General features: G+C 73.0%; 23 protein-coding genes. 15 read left to right on the plus strand and 8 right to left on the minus strand.

Annotated features, from left to right (window positions below; genetic code table 11):
• Positions 1 to 95: 95 nt before the first annotated feature.
• A complete protein-coding gene (locus tag HDA32_RS03990; protein ID WP_179641870.1) occupies positions 96 to 2,312 on the minus strand; it encodes a S9 family peptidase in 2,217 nt (738 codons plus the stop codon).
• 117 nt (positions 2,313 to 2,429) lie between these two features.
• On the opposite strand from HDA32_RS03990, the gene mshB reads away from it, so the two are divergent.
• Together mshB and HDA32_RS04000 are read left to right on the plus strand one after the other, a co-directional pair.
• On the plus strand, positions 2,430 to 3,290 hold the full coding sequence (mshB, locus tag HDA32_RS03995) for an N-acetyl-1-D-myo-inositol-2-amino-2-deoxy-alpha-D-glucopyranoside deacetylase (protein ID WP_179641871.1): 861 nt from the start codon (positions 2,430 to 2,432) through the stop codon (positions 3,288 to 3,290).
• A gap of 59 nt (positions 3,291 to 3,349) precedes the next feature.
• Positions 3,350 to 3,841 carry a hypothetical protein gene (locus HDA32_RS04000; RefSeq protein WP_179641872.1) on the plus strand — a complete coding sequence of 164 codons (492 nt, stop codon included), beginning with the start codon at positions 3,350 to 3,352 and terminating at the stop codon, positions 3,839 to 3,841.
• Here HDA32_RS04000 and HDA32_RS04005 read toward each other — a convergent pair.
• From HDA32_RS04005 to HDA32_RS04015, 3 genes are all read right to left on the minus strand, one after another.
• The gene (locus tag HDA32_RS04005) at positions 3,811 to 4,677 is read right to left on the minus strand and encodes a site-2 protease family protein (protein WP_246334223.1); all 867 of its coding nucleotides are present in this window, start codon (positions 4,675 to 4,677) and stop codon (positions 3,811 to 3,813) included. The two genes, HDA32_RS04000 and HDA32_RS04005, sit on opposite strands and share 31 nt — an antisense overlap.
• A gap of 132 nt (positions 4,678 to 4,809) precedes the next feature.
• Positions 4,810 to 6,141 (minus strand): hypothetical protein, encoded by a 1,332-nt coding sequence (locus HDA32_RS04010; RefSeq protein WP_179641873.1) that lies wholly within the window; start codon positions 6,139 to 6,141, stop codon positions 4,810 to 4,812.
• Between the two features lie 99 nt (positions 6,142 to 6,240).
• Positions 6,241 to 6,459, minus strand: coding sequence for a putative acetyltransferase (locus tag HDA32_RS04015; protein WP_312863035.1), 219 nt, complete (start codon positions 6,457 to 6,459; stop codon positions 6,241 to 6,243).
• Positions 6,460 to 6,714: 255 nt separating this feature from the next.
• Between HDA32_RS04015 and fdxA the strand changes: the two genes are divergently transcribed.
• Both fdxA and dapC read left to right on the plus strand, forming a co-directional pair.
• Complete coding sequence (fdxA, locus tag HDA32_RS04020; protein ID WP_179646453.1) at positions 6,715 to 7,038, plus strand: ferredoxin; 324 nt, start codon at positions 6,715 to 6,717, stop codon at positions 7,036 to 7,038.
• A 126-nt stretch (positions 7,039 to 7,164) separates the two neighbouring features.
• Positions 7,165 to 8,283, plus strand: coding sequence for a succinyldiaminopimelate transaminase (gene dapC / locus HDA32_RS04025; RefSeq protein WP_218882323.1), 1,119 nt, complete (start codon positions 7,165 to 7,167; stop codon positions 8,281 to 8,283).
• Between the two features lie 21 nt (positions 8,284 to 8,304).
• Here the strand turns inward: dapC and HDA32_RS04030 are convergent, their stop codons facing one another.
• A complete protein-coding gene (locus tag HDA32_RS04030; protein ID WP_179641875.1) occupies positions 8,305 to 9,213 on the minus strand; it encodes a hypothetical protein in 909 nt (302 codons plus the stop codon).
• 347 nt (positions 9,214 to 9,560) lie between these two features.
• On the opposite strand from HDA32_RS04030, the gene HDA32_RS04035 reads away from it, so the two are divergent.
• From HDA32_RS04035 to HDA32_RS04045, 3 genes are all read left to right on the plus strand, one after another.
• A complete protein-coding gene (locus tag HDA32_RS04035) occupies positions 9,561 to 10,397 on the plus strand; it encodes a 2,3,4,5-tetrahydropyridine-2,6-dicarboxylate N-succinyltransferase (protein WP_179641876.1) in 837 nt (278 codons plus the stop codon).
• A gap of 72 nt (positions 10,398 to 10,469) precedes the next feature.
• Positions 10,470 to 11,570 carry a succinyl-diaminopimelate desuccinylase gene (gene dapE, locus HDA32_RS04040; RefSeq protein ID WP_179641877.1) on the plus strand — a complete coding sequence of 367 codons (1,101 nt, stop codon included), beginning with the start codon at positions 10,470 to 10,472 and terminating at the stop codon, positions 11,568 to 11,570.
• A 45-nt stretch (positions 11,571 to 11,615) separates the two neighbouring features.
• A complete protein-coding gene (locus HDA32_RS04045) occupies positions 11,616 to 12,431 on the plus strand; it encodes an LOG family protein (protein ID WP_179641878.1) in 816 nt (271 codons plus the stop codon).
• Between the two features lie 211 nt (positions 12,432 to 12,642).
• Here the strand turns inward: HDA32_RS04045 and HDA32_RS04050 are convergent, their stop codons facing one another.
• Positions 12,643 to 12,975 (minus strand): hypothetical protein, encoded by a 333-nt coding sequence (locus HDA32_RS04050; RefSeq protein ID WP_179641879.1) that lies wholly within the window; start codon positions 12,973 to 12,975, stop codon positions 12,643 to 12,645.
• 89 nt (positions 12,976 to 13,064) lie between these two features.
• On the opposite strand from HDA32_RS04050, the gene HDA32_RS04055 reads away from it, so the two are divergent.
• The 3 genes from HDA32_RS04055 to HDA32_RS04065 all read left to right on the plus strand — a co-directional run bounded on the left by HDA32_RS04055 (position 13,065) and on the right by HDA32_RS04065 (position 14,921).
• The gene (locus HDA32_RS04055) at positions 13,065 to 13,526 is read left to right on the plus strand and encodes a DivIVA domain-containing protein (protein WP_376766931.1); all 462 of its coding nucleotides are present in this window, start codon (positions 13,065 to 13,067) and stop codon (positions 13,524 to 13,526) included.
• Positions 13,523 to 13,984, plus strand: coding sequence for an SRPBCC family protein (locus tag HDA32_RS04060; protein ID WP_218882325.1), 462 nt, complete (start codon positions 13,523 to 13,525; stop codon positions 13,982 to 13,984). Before HDA32_RS04055 ends, HDA32_RS04060 begins: the two co-directional genes overlap by 4 nt.
• A 430-nt stretch (positions 13,985 to 14,414) precedes the next feature.
• Positions 14,415 to 14,921: a hypothetical protein gene (locus HDA32_RS04065; RefSeq protein ID WP_179641880.1), complete on the plus strand. Its 507-nt coding sequence runs from the start codon at positions 14,415 to 14,417 to the stop codon at positions 14,919 to 14,921.
• 302 nt (positions 14,922 to 15,223) lie between these two features.
• On the opposite strand, the gene HDA32_RS04070 is transcribed toward HDA32_RS04065, so the two are convergent.
• Positions 15,224 to 16,015 (minus strand): enoyl-CoA hydratase-related protein, encoded by a 792-nt coding sequence (locus tag HDA32_RS04070; protein WP_179641881.1) that lies wholly within the window; start codon positions 16,013 to 16,015, stop codon positions 15,224 to 15,226.
• Between the two features lie 280 nt (positions 16,016 to 16,295).
• Between HDA32_RS04070 and HDA32_RS04075 the strand changes: the two genes are divergently transcribed.
• Entirely contained in the window at positions 16,296 to 16,463 is a 168-nt protein-coding gene (locus HDA32_RS04075) for a DUF3117 domain-containing protein (RefSeq protein ID WP_179641882.1), read from the plus strand.
• Between the two features lie 128 nt (positions 16,464 to 16,591).
• Complete coding sequence (locus HDA32_RS04080; RefSeq protein WP_179641883.1) at positions 16,592 to 18,112, plus strand: leucyl aminopeptidase; 1,521 nt, start codon at positions 16,592 to 16,594, stop codon at positions 18,110 to 18,112.
• A gap of 238 nt (positions 18,113 to 18,350) precedes the next feature.
• Here the strand turns inward: HDA32_RS04080 and HDA32_RS04085 are convergent, their stop codons facing one another.
• Positions 18,351 to 19,133, minus strand: a complete 783-nt coding sequence (locus HDA32_RS04085; RefSeq protein ID WP_179641884.1) for an O-methyltransferase — start codon at positions 19,131 to 19,133, stop codon at positions 18,351 to 18,353.
• A gap of 205 nt (positions 19,134 to 19,338) precedes the next feature.
• Here HDA32_RS04085 and sigE point away from each other — a divergent pair, with 205 nt between their 5' ends.
• The 3 genes from sigE to HDA32_RS04100 are packed head-to-tail and all read left to right on the plus strand — an operon-like array spanning position 19,339 to position 21,874.
• Positions 19,339 to 20,001, plus strand: a complete 663-nt coding sequence (gene sigE / locus HDA32_RS04090) for an RNA polymerase sigma factor SigE (protein ID WP_312863036.1) — start codon at positions 19,339 to 19,341, stop codon at positions 19,999 to 20,001.
• Positions 20,001 to 20,792 carry a zf-HC2 domain-containing protein gene (locus HDA32_RS04095; RefSeq protein WP_179641886.1) on the plus strand — a complete coding sequence of 264 codons (792 nt, stop codon included), beginning with the start codon at positions 20,001 to 20,003 and terminating at the stop codon, positions 20,790 to 20,792. The genes sigE and HDA32_RS04095 overlap by 1 nt, the downstream gene beginning before the upstream one ends.
• Before the next feature lie 38 nt (positions 20,793 to 20,830).
• Entirely contained in the window at positions 20,831 to 21,874 is a 1,044-nt protein-coding gene (locus HDA32_RS04100; RefSeq protein ID WP_179641887.1) for a sigma-E factor regulatory protein RseB domain-containing protein, read from the plus strand.
• Positions 21,875 to 22,254 lie beyond the last annotated feature (380 nt).

A 22,254-nucleotide genomic window follows, 5' to 3' on the forward strand; every position in this document is an offset into this window, starting at 1 on the left:
CCTCTCTTGTGGCCGAAGGCCCCCAAAGAGATCGCCCACCCGCGCGCCCTCCCTCCTGGGGCGGGCCTTACCAACCCCCTGAGGTTCCGAATCCCCTACTCACCCCCGGCGCGCCGCGGCCCGGTCTCCGCCCCCAGTGCGTCGCGCAGGAACTCCACCTGCAGGAGCAGCAGGTTCTCCGCCGTGGCCTCCTCCGTGGGCATGTGGGTGATGCCCGACAGCGGCAGCACCGTGTGGGGCCTTCCGGCGGCCAGCAGGGCCGTTGACAGCCGCTGCGAGTGCGCGAACACCACGTTGTCGTCGGCCAGGCCGTGGATCAGCATCAGCGGGCGGCTGAGCTTCTGCGCGTCGGCGGGCAGCGAGCTCCGCTCATAGCACACCGCGTCCTCCTGCGGCAGGCCGAGGTAGCGCTCGGTGTAGTGGGTGTCGTAGAGGCGCCAGTCGGTCACCGGGGCGCCGGCCACGGCCGCGTGGAAGACGTCGGGCCGCCGCAGCACGGCCAGCGCCGCCAGGTAGCCGCCGAAGGACCAGCCGCGAACGGCGACGCGGTCCAGATCGAGGCCGCCGAAGCGCTCGGCCGCATCGTGCAGCGCGGCGACCTGGTCCTCCAGAACGGGCGTCGCGAGGTCGCCGTGGACGGCCTGCTCCCACTCCACCCCGATGCCCGGCGTGCCCCGGCCGTCGGCGATCAGCACGGCGAAGCCCTGCTCGGCGAACCACTGCGAGGTCAGGTAGGCCCCGCGGGCCCGCACCACCCGCTGAGCGTGCGGACCGCCGTAGGGGTCCATGAGGACCGGCAGCGGGCCCGAGCCCGGCTCGTACCAGGACGGCAGCACCAGCGCGGCGGGGATACCGCGCTCGCCGGCAGCCCAGATCCGCACGTTCGGAGCGGGCAGGTCCGGCCGTTCGGCGACGGAGGCGATCTCGCCGGTCTCCTGACGGGTCTCGGTGCCGGCGCCGCGGATCACGGCCGTGCGCACGCCGTCGGTCTCCATGTCCCGGCGCTGCACGACCAGGGTGTCCCCGCGCAGCCGGCCGGAGTGCAGGCCGCCGCCGTCGGCCCCGGGGAACTCCACCGGCTTGGTGAAGTGCTCCTTGAGGTCCAGCAGCCACAGCGACACCTCGTCCGCGGCGCCGGCCGCCGAAGCGGAGTACAGCACCCGGTCGCCGTCCACGTCCACGACCGAGCGGACGTAGTGCCCCGGCGCGCTGACGAGGTCCTCGCCGGCGTAGAGGCGCCGCTCCCGCTCCTCCCCGCGGACGCCGATCCACAGCAGCCGCCCGCTCTCGGTGAACGCCGGAACGCCCGGCATGATCTCCACCCACCGCTCGTCGCCCTCCGACAGCAGTTCGAAGACCAGGCCGGTGGCGGGATCGGCGCTGAACACGGTCATGGTGCGCTGGTCGCGGCTCTGCGCGGTGAAGACCACGGTCGGCGTGCCCTCGGGGCCGGTGGTCCAGTGGGCCGTCACCAGGTAGGGCAGCGCCGCGCGGTCCCACTCGATCCAGCGCGGCTCCACGGGCGGCGGGCTTCCCGGCCCCTCCGCCGACCCCCGCCCGGCCTCCGGCCCCGTGACCGGCAGCACGGCCAGGCGCACGTCGGCGTTGGCGGTACCCGCGGCCGGGTAGGCGATGACCTGGGCCTCGGTCTCGGGATTGGCGGGGTCGCTGATGTGCCAGCGGGTGACGGGGGAGTCGTCCACCCGGGTCGCCAGCAGCGACGAACCGTCCGGCGCCCACCACATGCCGCGGTAGCGGCCCATCTCCTCGGCCGCGATGAACTCGGCCAGGCCCCAGGTGACGTTCTCGCCGTCGGGGGCGGCCAGCATCCGGTCGGCGCCGCCGCCGATCTCGATGACGTGGACCGCGCCGCCGCTCACGTAGGCGACCGAGTCGCCCCGGGGATCGATCACCGGGTCGACGACGGGGGAGACGGCCGGGAGCTCGCGCGGCGCGTTGTCGTCACCGGCCAGGTCCGCGTAGTAGAGCCGGCCCGACAGCGTGAAGGCCACCCGGGTGAACGAGTCGTCGACGCTGTAGGCGACGATTCCGCCGCCCGTCTCGCGCAGCCGCTCCCTGCGCGCTCGCTCCTCCGGCGGGAGGTCCTCGTCGATCCGTCCGATCTCGCGCGGGTCGGCGATGACGCGTTCCCGGCCGCTGTCGAGCTCCAGCAGCCATAGGCAGGTCGCGCCGTCGGTGCTGTGCCTGCCCCGCAGGAAGGTGACCCGCTGTCCGTCCGGGGAGATCTGGAATGCCCGCGGGACGCCGAGGCTGAACCGCCGCGTCCGCGCCTGTTGCCGAGGAAAACTCATGAGCCGATTGTGGCAGTGCGCGGCGCTTCCCCGGTGGTGGCGGGCCGGGAACGCTCGACGGCCGCTGCGGCGGTGACGGCCCGGAGCGGCCGCCGCAGACCCGGTATCGTCGCCCCTATGACAGGTCGCCGCTTGCTGCTGGTCCATGCCCATCCCGATGACGAGAGCATCGTCACCGGGGCGACCATGGCCAAGTACGCGGCCGAGGGCGCCGAGGTCACCCTGGTCACCTGCACGCTCGGCGAGGAGGGCGAGATCATCCCGCCCGGGCTCGCGCACCTGGCCGGCGACCGCGAGGGCGGGCTCGGCGAGCACCGGATCGGGGAACTGGACAAGGCCTGCTTCACCATGGGCGTGCGCGACCACCGGTTCCTCGGCGGTCCCGGGCGCTACCGCGACTCCGGCATGATGGGCGCCCCGAGCAACGACGATCCCGCGTGCTTCTGGCGGGCCGACGTCGAGGAGGCGGCGCACGAACTGGCGGAGATCATCCGCGAAGTGCGGCCCGACGTCATGGTCAGCTACGACGACAACGGCGGTTACGGGCACCCCGACCACATCCAGGCCCACCGGGTGGCCAAGCGGGCCTTCACCAGGGCGGCCCAGCGCACCCTGCCCGGCTCGCCCTGGCAGACGCGCAAGCTCTACGCCATCGCCCAGCCCCGTTCGGTGCTGGAGGAGTCCGTGCGGCGCCTCCGGGCCGAACCGGGTCCGTTCACCCCGCCGGCCTCGATCGGCGACATCGCGCCGGGGACCCCCGACAAGCTGGTCACCACGCGCATCGACGCCACCCCCTACTGGGCGGCGAAGGCGCTGGCCATGCGGGCGCACGCCACCCAGATCAGCGTCGAGGGCGAGCGGTTCGCGCTGTCCAACGACATCGCGCAGGAGATCAGCGCCGTGGAGTACTTCATCCTGCTGCGCGGCCCCGCGTCGCGCCCGGGTCCCGACGGCTTCGAGCCCGACCTGTTCGCCTGATCCGCACCGCCCGCTCGCCCTGGTGACGCGGTGGCGGGGAGGGTGGCTACGCTTCCATCGTGGCTACTTCCTCACCGGACTCAGCGGCGCGTCGGGTCGGCCGCGCCGTCGGCGGCTCCCCGCAGCACGTGCTCGGCACCCTCGTCGGGGTGGCCGGCTACGCGGTCCTGCTGGTGCTGGGCTTCGTCGCGGGCATCGTGTGCGGGCTGTCGGCGAGCTGGCTGGCATGGTTGTGGCAGGTCGGCCCGATCGGTCAGGCCCTGGCCGTCGCCGCCCTGGTGCTGCTGCTGGTCCTGCTGTTCCTCGGCTGCCGCGTCGCCGGGTGGGGCATGGGCTCCAGGCTGGGCGCGGGCCTGCCCGCGGCGGGCTGGGCGGCCGCGGGCTTCGCGATCGTGGGGCACTCCTCGGCGGGCGACGTCGTGATGACCGCGGCCGCCGTCAACTACGGCTTCCTGTACGGCGGGATCACCGCCGTGGTGCTGGCGACGGTGCTGACCCCGCCCGCTCCGGTGCGGCGGCCTCAGCCCACCCAGAACTGGAACAGCAACTGACCGAAACCGATGTAGGTCTCGTTGAGGCCGACCAGTCCCAGCAGGGTGTACATCAGGTCGAGGAACGCCGTGTGCACCCCGGGGAGCCACAGCACGGCGAACACCGCGATCACGCCGAAGATCCCCGCGCTCCTCGCCAGGCCGGCCGCCTTCTCCGGCAGGTAGGGCGCGATGGCGTCGAAGCCGTCCGTGCCGGGGACCGGCAGCAGGTTGATCAGCGCGGCGGTGACGTTGAGGAAGCAGACGTACATCAGGCCGACGATCAGCCAGTTGTTGGTGGCCGAACCCTCGGGGATGAGCGCGTTGACGACCAGGACGAGCGCGAGCGCGAGGACGAGGTTCAGCACCGGGCCGGCCAGCGCGATCAGGCTGCGCCCGGCCCTGCTCCCGACGGCCGAGCGGTCCAGGTGCAGCGCCGGGCCGGTCATGCCGAACCCGCCGAGCACCAGGAACGCCACCGGCATGAGCAGTCCGGCGAACAGCTCGCGGAACCCGAAGGGGTTGAGCCTGAGGTAGCCGCTGCCGCGCAGCGCGCGGTCGCCGAAGCGGTAGGCGAGCACGGAGTGGACGTACTCGTGCAGGGTGATCGAGACGATCCACGCCCCGAGGATCAGCACGAACGGCGCGTAGACGGTGCCGCCGTCGAACCACGCCTCCTCGCCCCGGGTCCACGACAGCCAGCCGGCGATCCCCGTGAGGCCCAGGATCAGCACGAAGACCGGGCTGGGCAGGAGATCCAGCCGGGACGCCGCGCGCGGCGCCTCCTCCTCGGCCGCCGGCGCTCCGGTGGCCGTCTCCGCCGGCTCGTCCCGCTGCGTCGGCTCAGGCGTGGACATGCTGCTCCCGCTGCTCGTGAATCGCTCGATGGACACGGGCGCGCGGGCGCCCGTGGACTCCTGCCAGGCTATGGGGTCCCCCGCGCCCCCCGGCACGGGGTGGCCCGATCCCCGAACCGGGCGGCGCCCCGGCTAGAGCGAGGCCCTCGGGGTGGTGGCCGACAGGTGGATCGCGGTCAGCGCGAACGCCCGGCCGACCTTGGTCAGCCGTTTGGACCGGCCCTCGCCCAGCAGGTCGCGGCCGACCACGCAGCCCAGGGTCTCCAGCAGCCAGGTGACCGTGATCAGCACGGAGCGCACCTGCTGGGTGCCGGGGCCGTCCTCGGCGCCGTCGCCGTCGTGCTCCCACCCGGCGCCGGCCAGCACCAGCCGGGCCTCCTCGGCGATGTCGACGTTCTCGTCGCGGCTGTGGCTGCCGGGGGAGCGCAGCAGCAGGAGACCGAGCAGCGTCTCGGTGGCCGCCTGCTCGAAGCCGTCGGTGACCAGGACGCTCTCGGCGACCGCGCGCCACAGGGCGTCGGTGCTCTCGTGCAGTTGGCGCCCGCGCCGGGTCAGCACGAGCCTGCGGCCGGCGCGGCGCACCGCCCGCATGGTGCGCAGCAGTTTGTGCAGCGCGATGAGCTGCATGACATCGGTCTCGCTGCGCGGTGGCGAGGGCGTGGTGGACCAGTCGAACTCCGCGCACAGCTCCCGGACGACGGTGGGGGAGATGTAGCCGATCTGGGTCAGGCCGATGCCGTCGTCGGCGTAGTCGAGCAGGCGCTGCACCGGGGCGAGCGCCTTGGCGGCGTCGTGCGGGGGCTCGGCTCCGGCGATGATCTGGCCGAGCAGCGGCCAGAGCTGCTGGCGGTGGGAGTGCGACGGTGAGGCGAGCCAGTCGCGGACCCGCTCCTCGCGGATCTTGTCGAGCCGACTGCGGCCCTGCGCGTCGGGCCGGCTGAGGAAGGCGCGGGCCTGCTGCTCCTGGGCCGCCCGCCAGCCGCGGGTGCCCGGACGCACCTCCCCGGCCGCGACGGCCAGCTCCAGCGCGGCCGAGGTGGCCTGGTAGGCCTCGATCTCGGCGCTGCCCAGGGTGGTGCCCCAGGTGAGCTCCCCGAGGTCGGGCGGTTCGATGCCGGAGGAGCGCATGTTGCGCTCGTAGGCCACGACGCCGTTCTCGTGGCTCCTGGAGCAGGCGCTCAGCACCTGCCGGGTGCGTTCCGACGTGCAGATCTCGGCGTAGCGCTGCAGGTCCAGGAGCGTGAACAGCCTGCCGAGCGACTCGGCGACGAACAGCCACTCGCCGGACTCGCTGGAGAACCGCACCGGGAGCACGTGCCAGCAGAACTCCTGCACGGTGCGCTGGCTCAGCGCCTCCAGGCCGCGTCCCGCCGTCAGGGGGTCGAGGGCGCTCTCCGCGGTCTGGGCGGCCTTGGGGTCCAGGCGGGCCAACTGCGCGAGGGCGGACGCGACGGTCTCCTGCATGGCGGAACCTCGTCACCTCCTGGTCGGGCCGTTGACGTGCGGCGGGGGCGGCCGTGGCCGTCTCTTCGGACGTTCGTGATCGTTTCTGATCGGTCGCGGCTACGTGTTCGGCTCGGCGCGGCGCCGGGGCGGCTGCTGCGGCACGACCCTGCCCGCGACCACCTCACCGGAGGTGACCTCGGTCACAGTGCCGTCGCGGCGGCGCACGCGTATGATGTCGCCTTCCCACGTCTCCAACACACCGACGATATCCCGGAACCGCCCGTCGGGCAGCTTGATCCGCAGAGTGGCGCGCCGACCGATGTCCTGCGGCGTCACCGAATTCTCCAGACGCGCGGAAAAACCCACCTGTGGACCCCCAATTACGCTCGACGGTCGGGGCACCGCAATACTGGAGACAGCGAAGTGTGCGTCACATGGTCGGTGAACCCCCTTCAGGGCCCGAGACCGTGTCCGTGCCCATCGTGCCCTGAACGTGCTCCCCGCACACATGGGGGCGATTCAGGCCAGACTATGTGACAACGCAGGAACACACATGCGGTCAACGTGGCGAAGACCGAAGAGGAGTACGACGTGACCTACGTCATCGCGCAGCCATGCGTCGATGTGCTCGACAAGGCTTGCATCGAGGAGTGCCCTGTCGACTGCATCTACGAGGGCAAGCGCATGCTCTACATCCACCCGGACGAGTGCGTCGACTGCGGCGCCTGCGAGCCGGTGTGCCCTGTAGAGGCCATCTACTACGAAGATGACCTGCCCGACCAGTGGTCGGAGTACTACAAGGCGAACGTGGACTTCTTCGACGAGCTCGGCTCGCCCGGCGGGGCGTCCAAGGTGGGGCAGATCGACAAGGATCACCCGATCGTGGCCGCTCTTCCGCCGCAGAGCGAGGAGTAGCGAAGAGTGGAGATCGCCGCACCGTCCCGCGCGGTGCGGCGGACCCGCGCGTGACCATGGCGTCGCGCCGCCCCGGCCGGGGCGGCGCGACGGTTTTCTTGACGGATGTGAATGGGGGCGTGCCAGATGGCCGAACGACGACGCGTGGTGGACCGGCTGCCGACCTTTCCGTGGGACCGGCTGGCCCCGCACAAGGCGACCGCGGCGGCGCACCCCGACGGCATCGTCGACCTGTCCGTCGGCACTCCGGTCGACCCGGTGCCGCAGCGCCTGCGCGCGGCTCTGGCCGAGGCCTCCGACGCGCCGGGCTACCCGGCGACCCACGGCACCCCGCGGCTGCGCGCCTCCATCGCCGGCTGGCTGGAGCGGCGGCACGGCGTCGAGGTCGCCCCCGAGTCGACGCTGCCCACGGTCGGCTCCAAGGAGCTGGTCGCCTGGCTGCCCACCCTGCTCGGCCTGGGCGAGGGCGACACCGTCGTGCACCCGGAACTGGCCTACCCCACCTACGACATCGGCATCCGGCTCGCGGGCGCGACCCCGGTGGCCTCCGACGGACTGACCTCGCTGGGCCCGGCGCCGGTGCGGCTGCTGTGGATCAACTCCCCGGCCAACCCCACCGGCCGCGTGCTGCCGGTCGAACACCTGCGCAAGGTCGTGGCGTGGGCGCGCGAGCGCGGGACCGTCGTCGCCTCCGACGAGTGCTACATCGACCTCGGCTGGGACGGCGTGCGGCCGGTGTCGGTGCTGCACCCCGACGTCTGCGGCGGCTCGCACGAGGGGCTGCTGGCGGTGCACTCGCTGTCCAAGCGCTCCAACCTGGCCGGCTACCGGGCCGGCTTCGTGGCCGGCGACCCCGCCCTCGTCGAGGAGCTGCTCGCGGTCCGCAAGCACGCGGGAATGATCGTGCCGGCCCCGGTGCAGGCGGCCATGGGCGCGGCGCTGGAGGACGAGGAGCACGCCCGTGAGCAGAAGGAGCGCTACGCCGCGCGCCGCGCGCCGCTGAGGGGCGCGCTGGAGCGCGCGGGCTGGCGGATCAGCCACTCCGAGGCGGGACTGTACCTGTGGGCCGCGCACCCCGAGCACGACGCGTGGGGCTCGGTGGAGCTGCTGGCCCGGCACGGCATCGTGGTCGCGCCGGGCGACTTCTACGGCCCCTCCGGCGCCGACCACGTCCGCGTGGCCCTCACCGCGGCCGACGAGCGCGTCGCCGCCGCGGTCAAGCGCCTGGAGGCGCTGGCCCGGTAGGGCGGCGTGGTCCGCGGCGCCCTAATCCAGGACGACCTGCCCTTCGGGGGCGGGGCCGCCCTCGACGGCGGACCAGCCGGCCCGGCCGTCGGCGGCGCTCCACCGCTGGTCGCCGTAGGTCACCGAGGAAAGCCCGTACTCCTGGGCGTGGGTGACCGCCCACAGGGCCATCGCCCAGCCGAGGTCGCCCGTCCGGGGCTGCTCGGCCACCGGCAGTTGGGCGGGGTCGGTGCCGAAGACGCGGAGCATCTCCTCCTGGGCCGCCGCGACGTCGGGCCCGGCGCCCTCTTCCGCGACTCCCGCGCCCTCCGCGTTCCCCGCGTTCTCCGCGTTTCCTGCGTCCTCCTCGAACCAGCAGGTGACGGCGGGGCCGTCCTGGCCGGTGAACGCCGACATCATGGCACGGGAGCGGCGCTCGTGCTGGTCGTAGGCGAACCCGTCGGCGCTGCGCTGCACCGCCTGGGCGGCCTCGTAGACCGGCAGTTCCCGGTAATCGGGGATCTCCACGAGCTTGTCGTAGAACTCGCCGCTGGAGTAGACCGGGTCGATGATCTGCCCGGGGTCGCCCCACTCCATCGAGGGCCGCTGCTGGAACAGGCCCAGCGAGTCGCGGTCGCCGTGCTCGATGTTGTGGAACTTCGACTCCTGCCACACCGTGGCGTAGGCCACCACGACGGCGTGGTCGGGCAGGTCCTTGCTGAACGCCACGCCGCCGATGGTCGCGGCGTTGGCCCCCTGTTCGAGGTCGAGATCGTCGGTGCCGTCCCCGGAGGCCACGGTGCAGCCGGAGGGCGGGGGCGGCGGGGTGAGGTCGATGGGCTTGATCGATTGCATGACGTAGTACCCACCGGCGACGAGTCCGCCGCAGACCAGGGTCAGCACGGTGAGGATCTTGAAGAACGCGGAGATTCTTCGACGCTTTCTAGGCACACGCAGACCAAATGGATACGGGGTGCGGTCATGGCGCCATGCCATGAGAACACCGTGGTTGACAGGGGCGGTCGTCGTCTTCGGCGCCGACGGCCCGCAGGGGGCGCGGGCCGTGCGGCGGTGAAAACCCGGGGGTGCTCCCACCGATAGTAGAGCGTGCCGGTGAACACTCTCCGGAACCGGTGCGCGGAAGCGAGCTGCGCGGACCGCCGCGCGGAAAGAGCGCGTGATCATCGCCTACCGCGACGTGGCGGCCGTTCACCAGGTGAGAGGGTGCTCACCCTCCGTGTCCAGGTGGTGAGTGGGGCGTTCGTCCACCGAGCGCGGAACCAGTAGGCTCCACAGCCATGACCACCTCGTTCACCAGTCCGCTCCCCGACACGATCGACGAACTGTGGGAGCGCCGCTCCGAGCTGACCCCTGACGACACCGAGGCCCGCGACGCCATCGTGGGCGCGGTCGACGAACTCGACGCCGGCAAGGCCCGCGTGGCCTTCGTCGACGCCGCGACGGACGAGGTCATCGTCGACGAACGGGCGAAGCGCTCGATCCTGCTGAGCTTCCGCGTCCTGGGCATGGAGGAGTCGCAGGTCGGTGACTTCCGTCACCACGACCGGATTCCGCTGAAGACCCGCTTCGACGGCGTCCGGGTCGTCCCCGGCGCGATCGCCCGCTGGGGCGCCTACCTCGCTCCCGGCGTCGTGCTGATGCCCTCGTTCACCAACTTCGGGGCCCACGTCGGTTCCGGCACCATGGTCGACACCTGGGCCACCGTGGGCTCCTGCGCGCAGGTGGGCGAGAGCGTGCACCTCTCCGGCGGCGTCGGCGTGGGCGGCGTGCTGGAGCCGCCGCAGGCCTCCCCGGTCATCATCGAGGACGAGGCGTTCCTCGGCTCCCGCAGCATGGTCGTGGAGGGCGCACGGGTGCGCCGCGGCGCCAAGCTCGGCGCCGGCACCATCCTGACCGCCTCGACCCGCGTGTTCGACGCCGAGACCGGCGACGAGCTGCCCCGCGGCGAGGCCCCGGCCTGGTCGGTGTGCGTCACCGCCAACCGGGTCAAGAGCTTCCCCGGCGGTGACTTCGGCATGCCGTGCCTGCTCGTCCTCAAGCGCCTCCAGGAGGGGCAGGAGCACGACAAGCTCGCGCTCAACGACCTGCTCCGCGAGCACGGTGTGAACGCCTAGCACTTCTCTTCCCGCGCCGCGCCGCGCCGCCCGGTTCGGCGCGGCGCGGCCCCGTCACGAAAGCGCGCAACCATGTTGGATCTCGGCTCGGACGTCCGGGGGCTCACCGCCCGCCTCGTCGACATCGAATCGGTCAGCGGAGGTGAGCGCGCCCTCGCCGACGCGATCGAGCGGGCGCTGGGCGCGGTCGGGCACCTCACCGTCGAGCGCGACGGCGACGCGGTCGTGGCCCGCACGGACCTGGGCCGGCCCCAGCGCGTGGTGATCGCCGGGCACATCGACACCGTGCCGATCGTCGCCAACGTGCCCTCGCACGAGAGCGGGGGAAGGCTGTACGGCTGCGGCACCTCCGACATGAAGAGCGGAGTGGCGGTGCAGCTCAAGCTGGCCGCCGCGCTCGCGGAGCCGGTCCACGACGTCACCTACGTCTTCTACGACTGCGAGGAGGTCGACGCCGAGCGCAACGGGCTGCGCCGCCTGGCCCGCAACCGCCCCGACCTGCTGGAGGGCGACTTCGCGGTGCTGATGGAGCCCACCGGCGGCGTGATCGAGGGCGGCTGCCAGGGCACCATGCGGGTGGAGGTGACCACGTACGGCGAGCGCGCGCACAGCGCCCGGTCCTGGATGGGGCACAACGCCATCCACGAGGCCGGCCGCGTCCTCGACGTCCTGCGCGCCTACGCGCCGCGCCGCCCCGAGGTCGAGGGGCTGCGCTTCCACGAGGGCCTCAACGCCGTGTTCGTCTCCGGCGGCGTGGCCGGCAACGTCATCCCCGACGAGTGCGTCGTCACGGTGAACTACCGGTTCGCCCCGGACCTGACGGAGGAGGCGGCAGAGGCCCACCTGCGCGAGGTGTTCACCGGCTTCGACGTGCGGGTCACCGACTCGGCCCCGCCCGCGCGCCCCGGCCTGGACCACCCGGCCGCCGCGGCGTTCGTGCAGGCCGTCGGCGCGGGGCAGGCCCGGGCCAAGCTCGGCTGGACCGACGTCGCCCGCATGTCCGAACTGGGCGTCCCCGCCGTCAACTACGGCCCCGGTGAGCCCACGCTGGCCCACACCAGGGACGAGTACGTGCTGCTCGACGCCGTCGTCGAGGCCGAGCAGCGGATGACCGGCTGGCTGACGGGCGCGGCGGGCGCACCGTTCCGTCCGGAACCGGACGACAGCGCGTGACCTGTGCTTCAGTGACCGGGCACCGGATCCGGGTAGCGTTGCTCCATGATGGAATCCGGATCCAACATTCGACGGGCGGGCCCTCTGACCTACCGCGGCCGCGCCATTCCTGAGACAACCACCGACCAGCGGCTTCTGGACCGCCGCGGACCGGCCGACTGGGTGCACACCGACCCCTGGCGCGTGCTGCGCATCCAGTCGGAGTTCGTCGAGGGCTTCGGGCTGCTCTCGGAGGTCGGCCGGGCGGTGAGCGTGTTCGGCTCGGCCCGGACCAAGCCCGACAACCCGCACTACAAGCTGGGCGAGACCATCGGGGCGAAGCTGGCCGAGGCCGGCTACACGGTCATCACCGGCGGCGGTCCGGGCATGATGGAGGCGGCCAACAAGGGCGCGCAGGGCGTCGGCGGGACGTCGATCGGCCTGGGCATCGAGCTCCCGTTCGAGCAGTCGCTCAACGACTACATCGACATGGGCGTCACGTTCCGGTACTTCTTCGTCCGCAAGACGATGTTCGTGAAGTACTCGCAGGCGTTCGTCGTCCTGCCCGGCGGGTTCGGCACCCTCGACGAGCTGTTCGAGTCGATCACGCTGGTGCAGACGGGCAAGGTCACCCGCTTCCCGGTGATCCTGGTCGGGTCGCGGTTCTGGGGCGGGCTGCGCGACTGGATCCGCCAGACCCTGCTCAGCGAGGGCGTCATCTCGCCCGACGACCCCGACCTGATGTACCTCACCGACGACGCCGACGAGGTCGTGGACATCATCCGCAAGGCCCACGTCGACCTGGCCCGCCGCGAGTTCGAGGCCGAGCAGGTCCACGAGACCGCGCAGGACGTCGAGGCGGCCGAGCGCGCGGAGGGATAGGGCGTGCTTGGCGGGTCAATGTCCTGCCGCGCGGCGCCCCAGCGCCCCTCTCGCTGCCGTTCTCTTCAGCCGACAGGGCCCCCTGGCTCCTTACATCGGCCTTGCGATAGGGGCACTGGTCCCTGACAGGCGCTTCAAGAAAGGCGCTTCGCGCGATCGCGGAGCGCACGCGAGTGCGCCGCTCGCCACGGACGTACCCGCCGAACACACCCTAGACGAGCCCTCTGCGGGCCACCGCGGGCGGCCGCGTGCCCCGTACGGAGGCCACCATGTCGAGGGCCTGGCGGGCCGCCCGCGGGTGCTCGGTCGCGAACACCCGCGCGCCCAGCCAGGCGTAGACGGAGACGAGCGCGAGCGCCTCGGCCAACTCGACGGGCTCCCGCCGCCCGCCGGCGTCCGGCGGGGCCGCGCAGCGCACCAGGACCGGGCGGTCCCCCGCCGCGAGTTCGCGGACGCGCTCCGCAGTGGGCCGGTAACCGGCGTCGACCGCCTCGTCCACGGCGGCGTCCGGCCCGACCACGCTGAAGGCCTCGTCGATGCGCACGCCCCGAGTGTCGCACGTCCCGCGCCCGACGGCCCGACGCGCCCCGGCATCCGCGCTCCCGACCCCCTCCGGTATGGCACGATCGAACCGTGACAGCCATCCTGATCCTGACCGCGCTGGCGGCCCTGGCCGTTCTCGTCGGCGTGGCGCTCGTGGTCATGGGGCGCGGTGGGCAGCTTGCGCGCTTCGAGGCCGACCACCCTCCTCTGGAGCTCCCTTCGGACCGGCCCGTGACCGGCTCGGACGTGGCGAACGTCCGGCTGCCCCTGGCGCTGTGGGGCTACCACGTGCGCGCGGTCGACGAAGTTCTGCAGCGCCTCGCCGCGGCTCTCAAGGAGCGCGACGCGCGCATCGCGGAGCTGGAGGAGCGGCTCGCCGAGCCGGGCAGGCACACGCCCCACCGCGTCTGGTACCCGCGCCACGCTACGGACGCCCCCGAAGGCGGTGATCCGGAGGAGGACCCCGGTGAGCGGCGGCCCTCCGTGCACGTCCGGGCCGGCCGCGCCGGCGACGGCGCCGAGCCCCTTCCGGACGATCCGCAGGACACGTGAGCGGGGCCGCGCGCGAAGTGCGCGTCACGGTGGCGCACGCCTGCGCCGCTCCGGCCGACCGCCTCTGGGAGACCCTGGTCGACTGGGATCTGCACGAGCAGTGGATGGTCCTGACCCGCGCCCACGGGGGCCGGGGCGAGGGCGCGACCGTCGAGGCGTTCACCGGCGTGGGCCGCCTGGGCTTCCCGGACACGATGGAGATCACCAACTGGCGGCCGGCCACGCGCGAGTCCGCGGGCGTGTGCGAGGTCGTGCACCGCGGCTCGGTCGTGCGCGGCCGCGGCCGCTTCGACGTGGTCCCGCTCCTGGGCGGGCGCAGCCGGATCACCTGGACCGAATGGGTGGAGCCGCCGCTGGGGGCCCTCGGCCGACTGGGCTGGCCGGTGGCCAAGGCGCCGCTGGCGCTGCTGCTGCGCCGGTCCCTGCGCAACCTCGGGGAGCTGGCGCAACGGCGGTGACCGCGGCGCCGGCCGCCCCGCGGGGCGGCCCGGTCCCGGCCTGTGCCACCATGGAGACGGCCGGGATCGCCGCCCCCCTTTCGCGACCGCTTTCGGCGCTCTGACGACCTCGGCGAGCAGGTCCCCGCCCCGGCAGACGCGATCGGCGGCGCCCGGACCGATGATGTCCGCGGCTCCGGACGCACGACCTCTCATGTGATGTTCGTCACCCGCATCGTCCGCATCTGCGAAGTTCGGGTGCCTTATTCTCTTTCGCTGTACCCGCGAACGAACCGCCGCGTCCGTTCGCATTGGAGGAAGCGATGACCTATCCGGACCGTTCCCGTCGGGCCGTTCCGTCCACTGACGAGGGCACCCGGTGAGTTCCGTGCCGACACGTCCCAAGAGGTCGGTGCCAGAGGCGTCCGACTCGGCCTCTCCCATCCGGCGGATGTCGCTGTGGCCGCCGCCCCGTTCGACCCGGCACAGCACCAACAGGCGGCGCAGGGCCCTGGTCGCCGCCATCACCGGAGCGGTGCTGGCGCTGGTCGCCGGCTGCGTGGCGGTGGTGTGGGCGCTGTCGCCCGGCACCGAGCCCGACGACGGCACGGGCGTCCCCGCGGCCTACGCCGGCACCTGGAGCGGTGAGATGTCGCAGCGCAACGAGGCGGGCGAGCACGTCGTCGACTGGGGCGCCAGCCTCAAGCTGGAGGCCGGCTCGCAGCGGGGGACCGCCGAGTGGTTCACCCTGGACTGCCGGGGCACCATCACGCTCACCGAGCGCACGGACGAGGGGCTGGCCTTCGACTACGTCGAGACCTACGACCCCGAACAGCGCTGCATCGAGGAGGTGAGCCTGTCGCTGCGGCGGGGCGCCTCCGAGGAGACGCTCGAAGCCGAGTGGGTGGCCCCCTCCCACGACGGCACCCTGATGACCTCCACCGGAAACCTCAAGTAGGGCGGGGCCAGAAGGCTCGTGCGGGTGCGGTTCCCTCGTGTGGCCGAAGGCCCATTGAGGAGAGCGCGCACCCGTGCGCGAAGCAGGCCCGCGCTTCGGGTGCAGGCCGGTACCGGGGTTTCGGTCTGGAGCCCACGGCATCCGGTGCGCTTCGCGCGGAGCCGGGCACCCCGCATACGGGCCTTCGGCCACACAGGCGGGCCGCCCGTTCACCGCGAGCCCTTATGGCCGGGGTTCACGACCCCTTATGGCCGAGGATGGCTGAAACGTCCCCGGCCGCAGCGGTGCGCGCGGCGGGCGGTTCAGCGGCCCTCGAAGACCGGCTTCTCCTTGTTGACGAACGCCAGCGTGGCGTTGACGTGGTCGGCGGTCTCCGCGCACTGGTCCTGCAGGCTCGCCTCCATCTCCAAGGCGTTCTCCAAGTCCAGCTCGGAACCGAAGTTGAGCTCGCCCTTGATGGCGGCGTAGGCGACCGTCGGGCCGTTGGCCAGCCGCGCGGCGAGCTCGCGGGCCGCGTCGGGGAGCTCGCCGTGCCCGACGACCCTGTTCACCAGGCCGGTCTCCAGCGCGCGCTCGGCCCGCACCGGTTCGGCGAGCAGCAGCATCTCCATCGCGCGGGAGTGCCCGATCAGCCGCGGCAGCGTCCACGAGGCGCCGGAGTCCGAGCCGAGGCCGACGTTGGCGAAGGCCATCAGGAACGACGCCTTCTCCGAGGCGATCCGCAGGTCGCAGGCGAACGCCAGCGAGGCGCCCGCGCCGGCGGCGACGCCGTTGACGGCGGCCACGACCGGCTTGGGCATGCGGGTCAGCGCCAGCACGATCGGGTTGTAGTGCTTGCGCACGGTGTTGCCCAGGCCGGTCCCCGCGCTGAGGGAGTCGGCGTGCTCGCGCAGGTCCTGGCCTGCGCAGAACGCCTTGCCGCGCCCGGTGAGCAGCACGGCCCGCGCGCCGGTGTCGTTCTTCGCCCGCTCCACGGCCGCGAGCAGGGCCTCCTTGGCCTCGACCGTCAGCGAGTTCATGGCGTCGGGCCGGTTGAGCGTAATGGTGGCGACGCCGTCGGAGAGCTCGTAGACAACACTGTCTGACTCGGGCACGAAAGACTCCCTGGTGTGGTCGGACTGCACGGTCCCAGCACGTGGTTCTCGGCGCTGCGGCTATAACCTTAGCCCTTCGGGATCTTTGGATCCGATGTTCCGGGGGCCGTCCGATCGTTCCCAAGCGGATCCAAAAACCGAGATAATGACAGACCAGTGATTCATTCCCTGAGTCACACGGATGTGCCTCAACCCCGGTCCGCGCTCGCCGCCGGCGAGCCGAAGAGCCGATGGACCGGCCCATTCACGTGCGAGAATTTCCTAGGAAAGGGGAAACGGCATGGCGGCGATGAAGCCGAGGACCGGTGATGGTCCGATGGAGGTCACCAAGGAGGGTCGCGGCATCATCATGCGGGTACCGCTGGAGGGCGGCGGCCGCCTCGTCGTCGAGCTCACGCCCGATGAGGCGACGGAGCTGGCCGAGGCCCTGAACGGAGTCGTCGGTTAGCCGGACCGCGCTCCGCCACCGCAGGACGTGCCGACGGGCGCTTCGACCATGACCGCCTCCCGGCCGCGGGATCGGCGGAGGGCCGCCCGAGGCACCGGTTTCCGCATACGCAAAGATTGTGAGCGTCCGTGCCTTTCGCTACGGAGATCCATCCGGTCGCGGGTGATCTCGCCGACTCCGCCGCCGACCTTCTCGCGCTCCCGGTCCGGGCCGGCGACGACGGGCCGGTCGTGGTCACCGACGGTGCGGGGCCCGACCCCGCCGACCTCGACGCGCGGCTGCCGGCCCCGCTGACCGAGCTGCTCGCCCACTACGACGTCAAGGGCGGGGCGGGGCAGATCGTGGAGTTCCCCGCCGACCTGGGCCGCGGCCTGGTCCGGCTCGTCCTGCTGGGCGTCGGCGCGGCCACCCCCCGCGACCTGCGCAGCGCCGGTGCGGCGCTGGCCCGTGCGGCCAGGGGCCGCAACCGGGTCGCGACGACCGCGGCGCTGCTCGGGGACGGCACCGGGGACGCGCGGGCGGGGCTGACCGCGTTCGTCGAGGGCGCGCTCCTCGCCTCCTACACGTTCTCCCTGGCCGCCGAGCCCAAGGGGCCGCGCCCGGTCCCGGTGGTCGAGCTCGCCGTCGCCGGGGCGGACGCCGGTTCCGAGGAGTTCGCCGAGCCGGTCCGGCGCGGCCGCGCGCTGGCCCGGGCCACGGCGCTGGCCCGCGACCTGATCAACACGCCCTCCGCCGAGAAGGACCCGGCATGGCTCGCGGCCCGGGCCGAGGAGGTCGCCGGCGAGGCCGGTCTGGCCGTCTCGGTGTGGGACGAGGCCGATCTCGAACGGGGCGGATTCGGCGCGATCCTGGCGGTGGGCCGCGGTTCGGTCCGTCCGCCCCGCATGGTCGGCATCCGCTACGAGCCCGAGAACCCCGACTCCCACGTCGTGCTCGTGGGCAAGGGCATCACGTTCGACACCGGCGGCCTGTCGTTGAAGCCCAACGACAACATGAAGCTCATGAAGACCGACATGAGCGGCGCCGCCGTGGTCCTGGGCGTGCTCTCGGCGCTGGCGGAGCTCGGCTCGCGGGTGCGGGTCACCGGTCTGCTCGCCATCGCGGAGAACTCCTTCTCCGGCAGCGCGCAGCGGCCCGGCGACGTGCTCACCACCTACGGCGGGCGCACGGTCGAGGTCCTCAACACCGACGCCGAAGGGCGCCTGGTGATGGCGGACGCGATGGCCTACGCCGTCGCCGAACTGGCGCCGGACGCTCTGGTCGACGTCGCCACGCTCACCGGCGCGGCCAAGCTCGCCCTGGGCACCGGCATCGGCGCGCTGTTCGCCACCGACGACACGCTGGCCGGTGCGCTGCTGGACGCGGGAGAGCGCTCCGGTGAGGCGCTGTGGCGGATGCCGCTGGTCGAGGAGTACCGGGACACGCTGAACTCCCCGGTGGCCGATCTGGCCAACATCGGCACCAACTCCGCCTACGGCCACCCCGGGGCCACCGAGGCGGCGCTGTTCCTGCGGGAGTTCACGGGCGGGCTCCCGTGGGCGCACCTCGACATCGCCGGCCCCGGCCGCTCGATGAGCGAGGAGGCCGAGCTCACCAAGGGCGGCACCGGCTTCGGCACCCGGCTGCTGCTGCGCTGGCTCTCGGCCTGAGCGGACTCCCCGCGGTCCGTTGGACCGCTGCGGCGAAAGCGCGCGCCCGTCATGCGGGTCGGTGCCGTACGGGTCGACCCGGCGCGCGCTTCGCGGCCGAAGCGCGTCGGCGACCGTCCGGGCAAGGGGCGGGCCACCGTTTCGGCGGCGAGGCGCGGCCGCGCCCGGTTCGCGGGTCATCCGCGGGGGAGGTGGGCCGCACTCTCGCCGCAGCTCTCATGGCGGCCCCGGCCGGGGTTCACCCGGTCCTGATCGCGGCCAGCAGGCCGTCGCCCACCGGCAGCAGCAGGGGGACGAGGCGCTCGTCCTCCCGGACCAGCCGGCCCACCTCGCGGATCGCCGCGGTGTCGGGGTCGGAGACCCGCAGCGGGCCGTCGGTCATGTGGCTGGCGTCCAGCGCGTTGTTGAACACCACGACGCCGCCCCTGCGCAGCAGCCGCAGCGACTCGTGCAGGTAGTCGGGGTACTCGGTCTTCACCGCGTCGATGAACACCATGTCGTAGGCGGCGTCGGTGAGCCGGGGCAGCACCTCCAGCGCGCGCCCGTGGATCAGCCGGGCCCGGTTCGCCGCGAAACCGGCCTGCTGGTAGGCGTCGCGCGCGAACTCCTGGTACTCCGGCTCGATGTCGACGCTGGTCAGGATGGCGCCGACGCGCATGCCCCGCAGCAGCCAGATCCCGGAGCTGCCGCATCCGGTTCCGACCTCCACGACCGCCCGCGCGTCGATCGCCGTGGCGAGGAAGCGCAGCGCCGCTCCGCTGGCCGCGCTGACGGGATGGGTGTCGGCCCGATGGCCCAGCTCCCGGGCGGAGGTGAGCGTGTCGTCCTCCGTGATGTACTGCTCGATGTAGGCCAGTGTGTCGTCTCGGCTGGCGATGACGGCCTCCCCGCGCGTGTGACGGATTTGAAGGTATTCGCCGCAGAAGGTCCTCGGGCCGCTTCCGGTGCCGCCCGGACCCGCGTGCTGCGCGGCCCTTGGCTTCCGGCTGTGGCACCGCCGCGACCAGCGGTTTTCGGGCATGATCTGCACGGTTTTCGCGGCCCGGTCGTCACACGGCGTCGTGCATCGACTACGAGTGGACCATGTCCCCTGGAAAAGACTAACCCGCCCGGAGCGTTTACGGCGGTGCCGGGAACTTAATCGGCCGTTCGTGGCGTTACACGATGGGAAGGCTTCACGCGTGCGATCCGCCCGGCGGATCCGCGCGCGGACCGAACCGTACGCGGTGCGAAGAGCAGCGCAGATGAAGGGAGCGCCGGTGGCAGATTCCGACTCTGCCGTTGACTTCGAACAGTGGGAGCCGCCCAGCTGGGACGAGGTCGTGCGCAACCATTCGGCACGGGTGTACCGACTGGCCTACCGGCTCACCGGGAACCAGCACGACGCCGAGGACCTCACCCAGGAGGTCTTCATCCGGGTCTTCCGCTCGCTGGCCAACTACACCCCGGGCACGTTCGAGGGATGGCTGCACCGCATCACCACCAACCTCTTCCTCGACATGGCGCGCAGGCGCGCCCGCATCCGGTTCGAAGGGCTGGCCGACACCGCCGACGAGCGCCTGCAGGGCAGGGAGCCGTCTCCGGCCCAGGCCTACGACGACCGGCACTTCGACGCCGACGTCCAGGCGGCGCTCGACGCGCTGCCGCCGGAGTTCCGCGCCCCCGTGGTGCTGTGCGACATCGAGGGCCTGTCCTACGAGGAGATCGCCGCCACGCTGGGGGTCAAGCTGGGGACGGTGCGCAGCCGGATCCACCGCGGCCGGGCCCAGTTGCGCGCGGCGCTCAACCACCGGCGCCGCCTGGCGGCGACCGAAGACAGGCAGGACGGCGGGGCCTCGTCGGCCGACAGCGCGGCGATCCGCACCGCGACCCGGGAGGTGGAGGGTTGATGAACCACTTGGGGGAACGACTGTCGGCCCTCGTCGACGGCGAACTCGGCCACGCGGACCGCGACCGTGCACTCAGCCACCTGGCCGTCTGCGAGTCCTGCCGGTTCGAGGCCGAGATGCTGCGCCGGCTGAAGCGGCGGCTGACCGGCCTGGGCGCCCCGGAGCCCTCCACCGACTTCATGGGGCGGCTGTCGGCCCTGTCGGCGTCTGATTCGTCTTCGTCGCCGATGGACGATCCGCCGTTCGGCCCGCCGCCCTCCGCGGGCGCCCCGCGCGGCCTGCTGTCCGGCCTGAAGCGGCGCGGCCCCTCCGAGGGGTTCGGCTCGATGCCCCCTCTGGGGTCCAGCCGTCCGCTCGGCGGAGGGCTGCCGCGCGTCACCTCCTCCGATGAGGGCGGCGCACCGCCGTCGCCGGACGCGCGGTCCTCGGCGCGGACCCTGTTCCGCGACCGCGCCGACGAGTCGGCCTCCGCCGCGGCACCGGTCCGGTCGCGGCCGCTCTGGGGCCGGGCGCGCTACGCGGTCGCCGGCGCGTCCGTCGCGGCGCTCACGCTGGGCACCGCCTTCGTGGCGGGCGGGGAGCAGGAGGAGACCCCGGTGGTCACCCCGGCCCTCGCCGACTACGCGGTCGAACACGCGCTCACCACATCGCACCAGGCCCCCGTGCTCGCTCCCTTCTCGGTCACCGCCGTCGGCACCACGCAGGCGCCGGGGGGTGACGGTGACGGGCGCGCGGACGTCGGCACCCCGACGGGCGACACGGCCCCGGCCGCCGCCTCCCGACCGCGGTGAGCGGAGACCACCCGCGGAGGCGCCCACGCTCCTGGCACATGCCGGCCACGACGATCCTGCTGTGCTCGGTGCTGTGCCTGCTGACGCTCACCACCTCCGGCGGCGCGCTCGCCGGCGCGCCGGGGCGGCCGCACCAGGACGACAGCGGCATGGGCGTCCTGCGCCGCGCGGCAAAGGCCGGCCAGGAGGTCGCCTACGAGGGCGTGCAGTTCGTCTCCTCCCGCAACGGCCACGACACCGCCACCGGGCTGGTCGACATCGTGCACCGGCCGGGTGAGGGGACCTCCCTGAGTCCGGCGGAGCCGGCCGCCGACCGCGAAGGGCTGGTGGCGGGGCCGCCGTCCTCGTGGCCCGACCTCGACGACAGGCTCCTGGACCTGCTGGGCGCCAATTACCGGGTGGTGCGCACGGGGCAGGGCGAGGTCTGCGGCCGGGCCGCGACCGTCGTCGAGGCGCATCGGGCCGACGGATCGGTCGCCGGCCGCTTCTGGACCGACGACGAGACGGGGCTGCTGCTGCGCAGGGAGACGTTCGATTCCGCGGGGCGGGTCGCCCAGTCCGGCGCGTTCCTCTCGATCGACCTGGCCCCCGATGCGGTGCTGCTCACCGACTCGGACTCGCGGGGCCGGCTCTGGGGCGACACGCTCGACGCGGCCGAGCGCGTGCGGCTGGAGTCCGGGGGGTGGCGGCTGCCCGAGCGGCTCGCCGCCGGCCTGGCCCTGGTGGAGACGCGCTCCACCGGTTCCGGCGCCGACCGGATCGTGCACCTGTCCTACTCCGACGGCCTCTCCCTGGTCTCGGTCTTCGTCCAGCAGGGGCGCCTGGAGATGAAGAGCGGCGGGTCCGCGGGACTGCGCCCGGTCCACGAGGACGGCGGTACCGTCTACGTCGCCGAAACCGGCCAGCACCGGCGGATATGGGAGGCCGGCGGCTTCGTCTACACGCTCATGGCCGACGCCCCGACCGAGACCGTCGAAACGGCGGCCGAAGGGCTGCCGTCCCCCGACGGCTCCGGATTCTGGGCCAGGGTGCTCCGAGGGTTCACCCGGTTCGGAACGTGGCTCGGACTGACGGCGCCGTGACGCCCGCGAGCCGTGGTGGACGGGGCAGCACCTGGTGAGGACACCCCGTTAACCGACGGTTTATGTTGTGTGCGCCGATAATGGGAAGTGCGCCGACAGACGGAGAGTTCATGACCGACGAGACCGGACATCGCGACCCGAACGAGGGGGCGCAGAGCTGGTCGCAGCCGCCGGAGAGCCCAGGAGCGGACCGGGGGGCTCCGGCCGGGCCGGAGAAGCCGCGGTCCGGCGCCGCCGCGGGCCCTGAGGGAGCGTCCGCGCCCCCGCCGCCGTCGGGCCCGCCGCCCCGGCCCCCGGGAAACCCCGGGTGGGGCGGGGCGCCGTGGAGCGGCCATCAGGCACCGCCTCCCGGGCCGGGGAGCCCGGCCGGTCCCGCGGGT

The organism is Spinactinospora alkalitolerans (assembly GCF_013408795.1).
Classification (GTDB): Bacteria; Actinomycetota; Actinomycetes; order Streptosporangiales; family Streptosporangiaceae; genus Spinactinospora; species Spinactinospora alkalitolerans.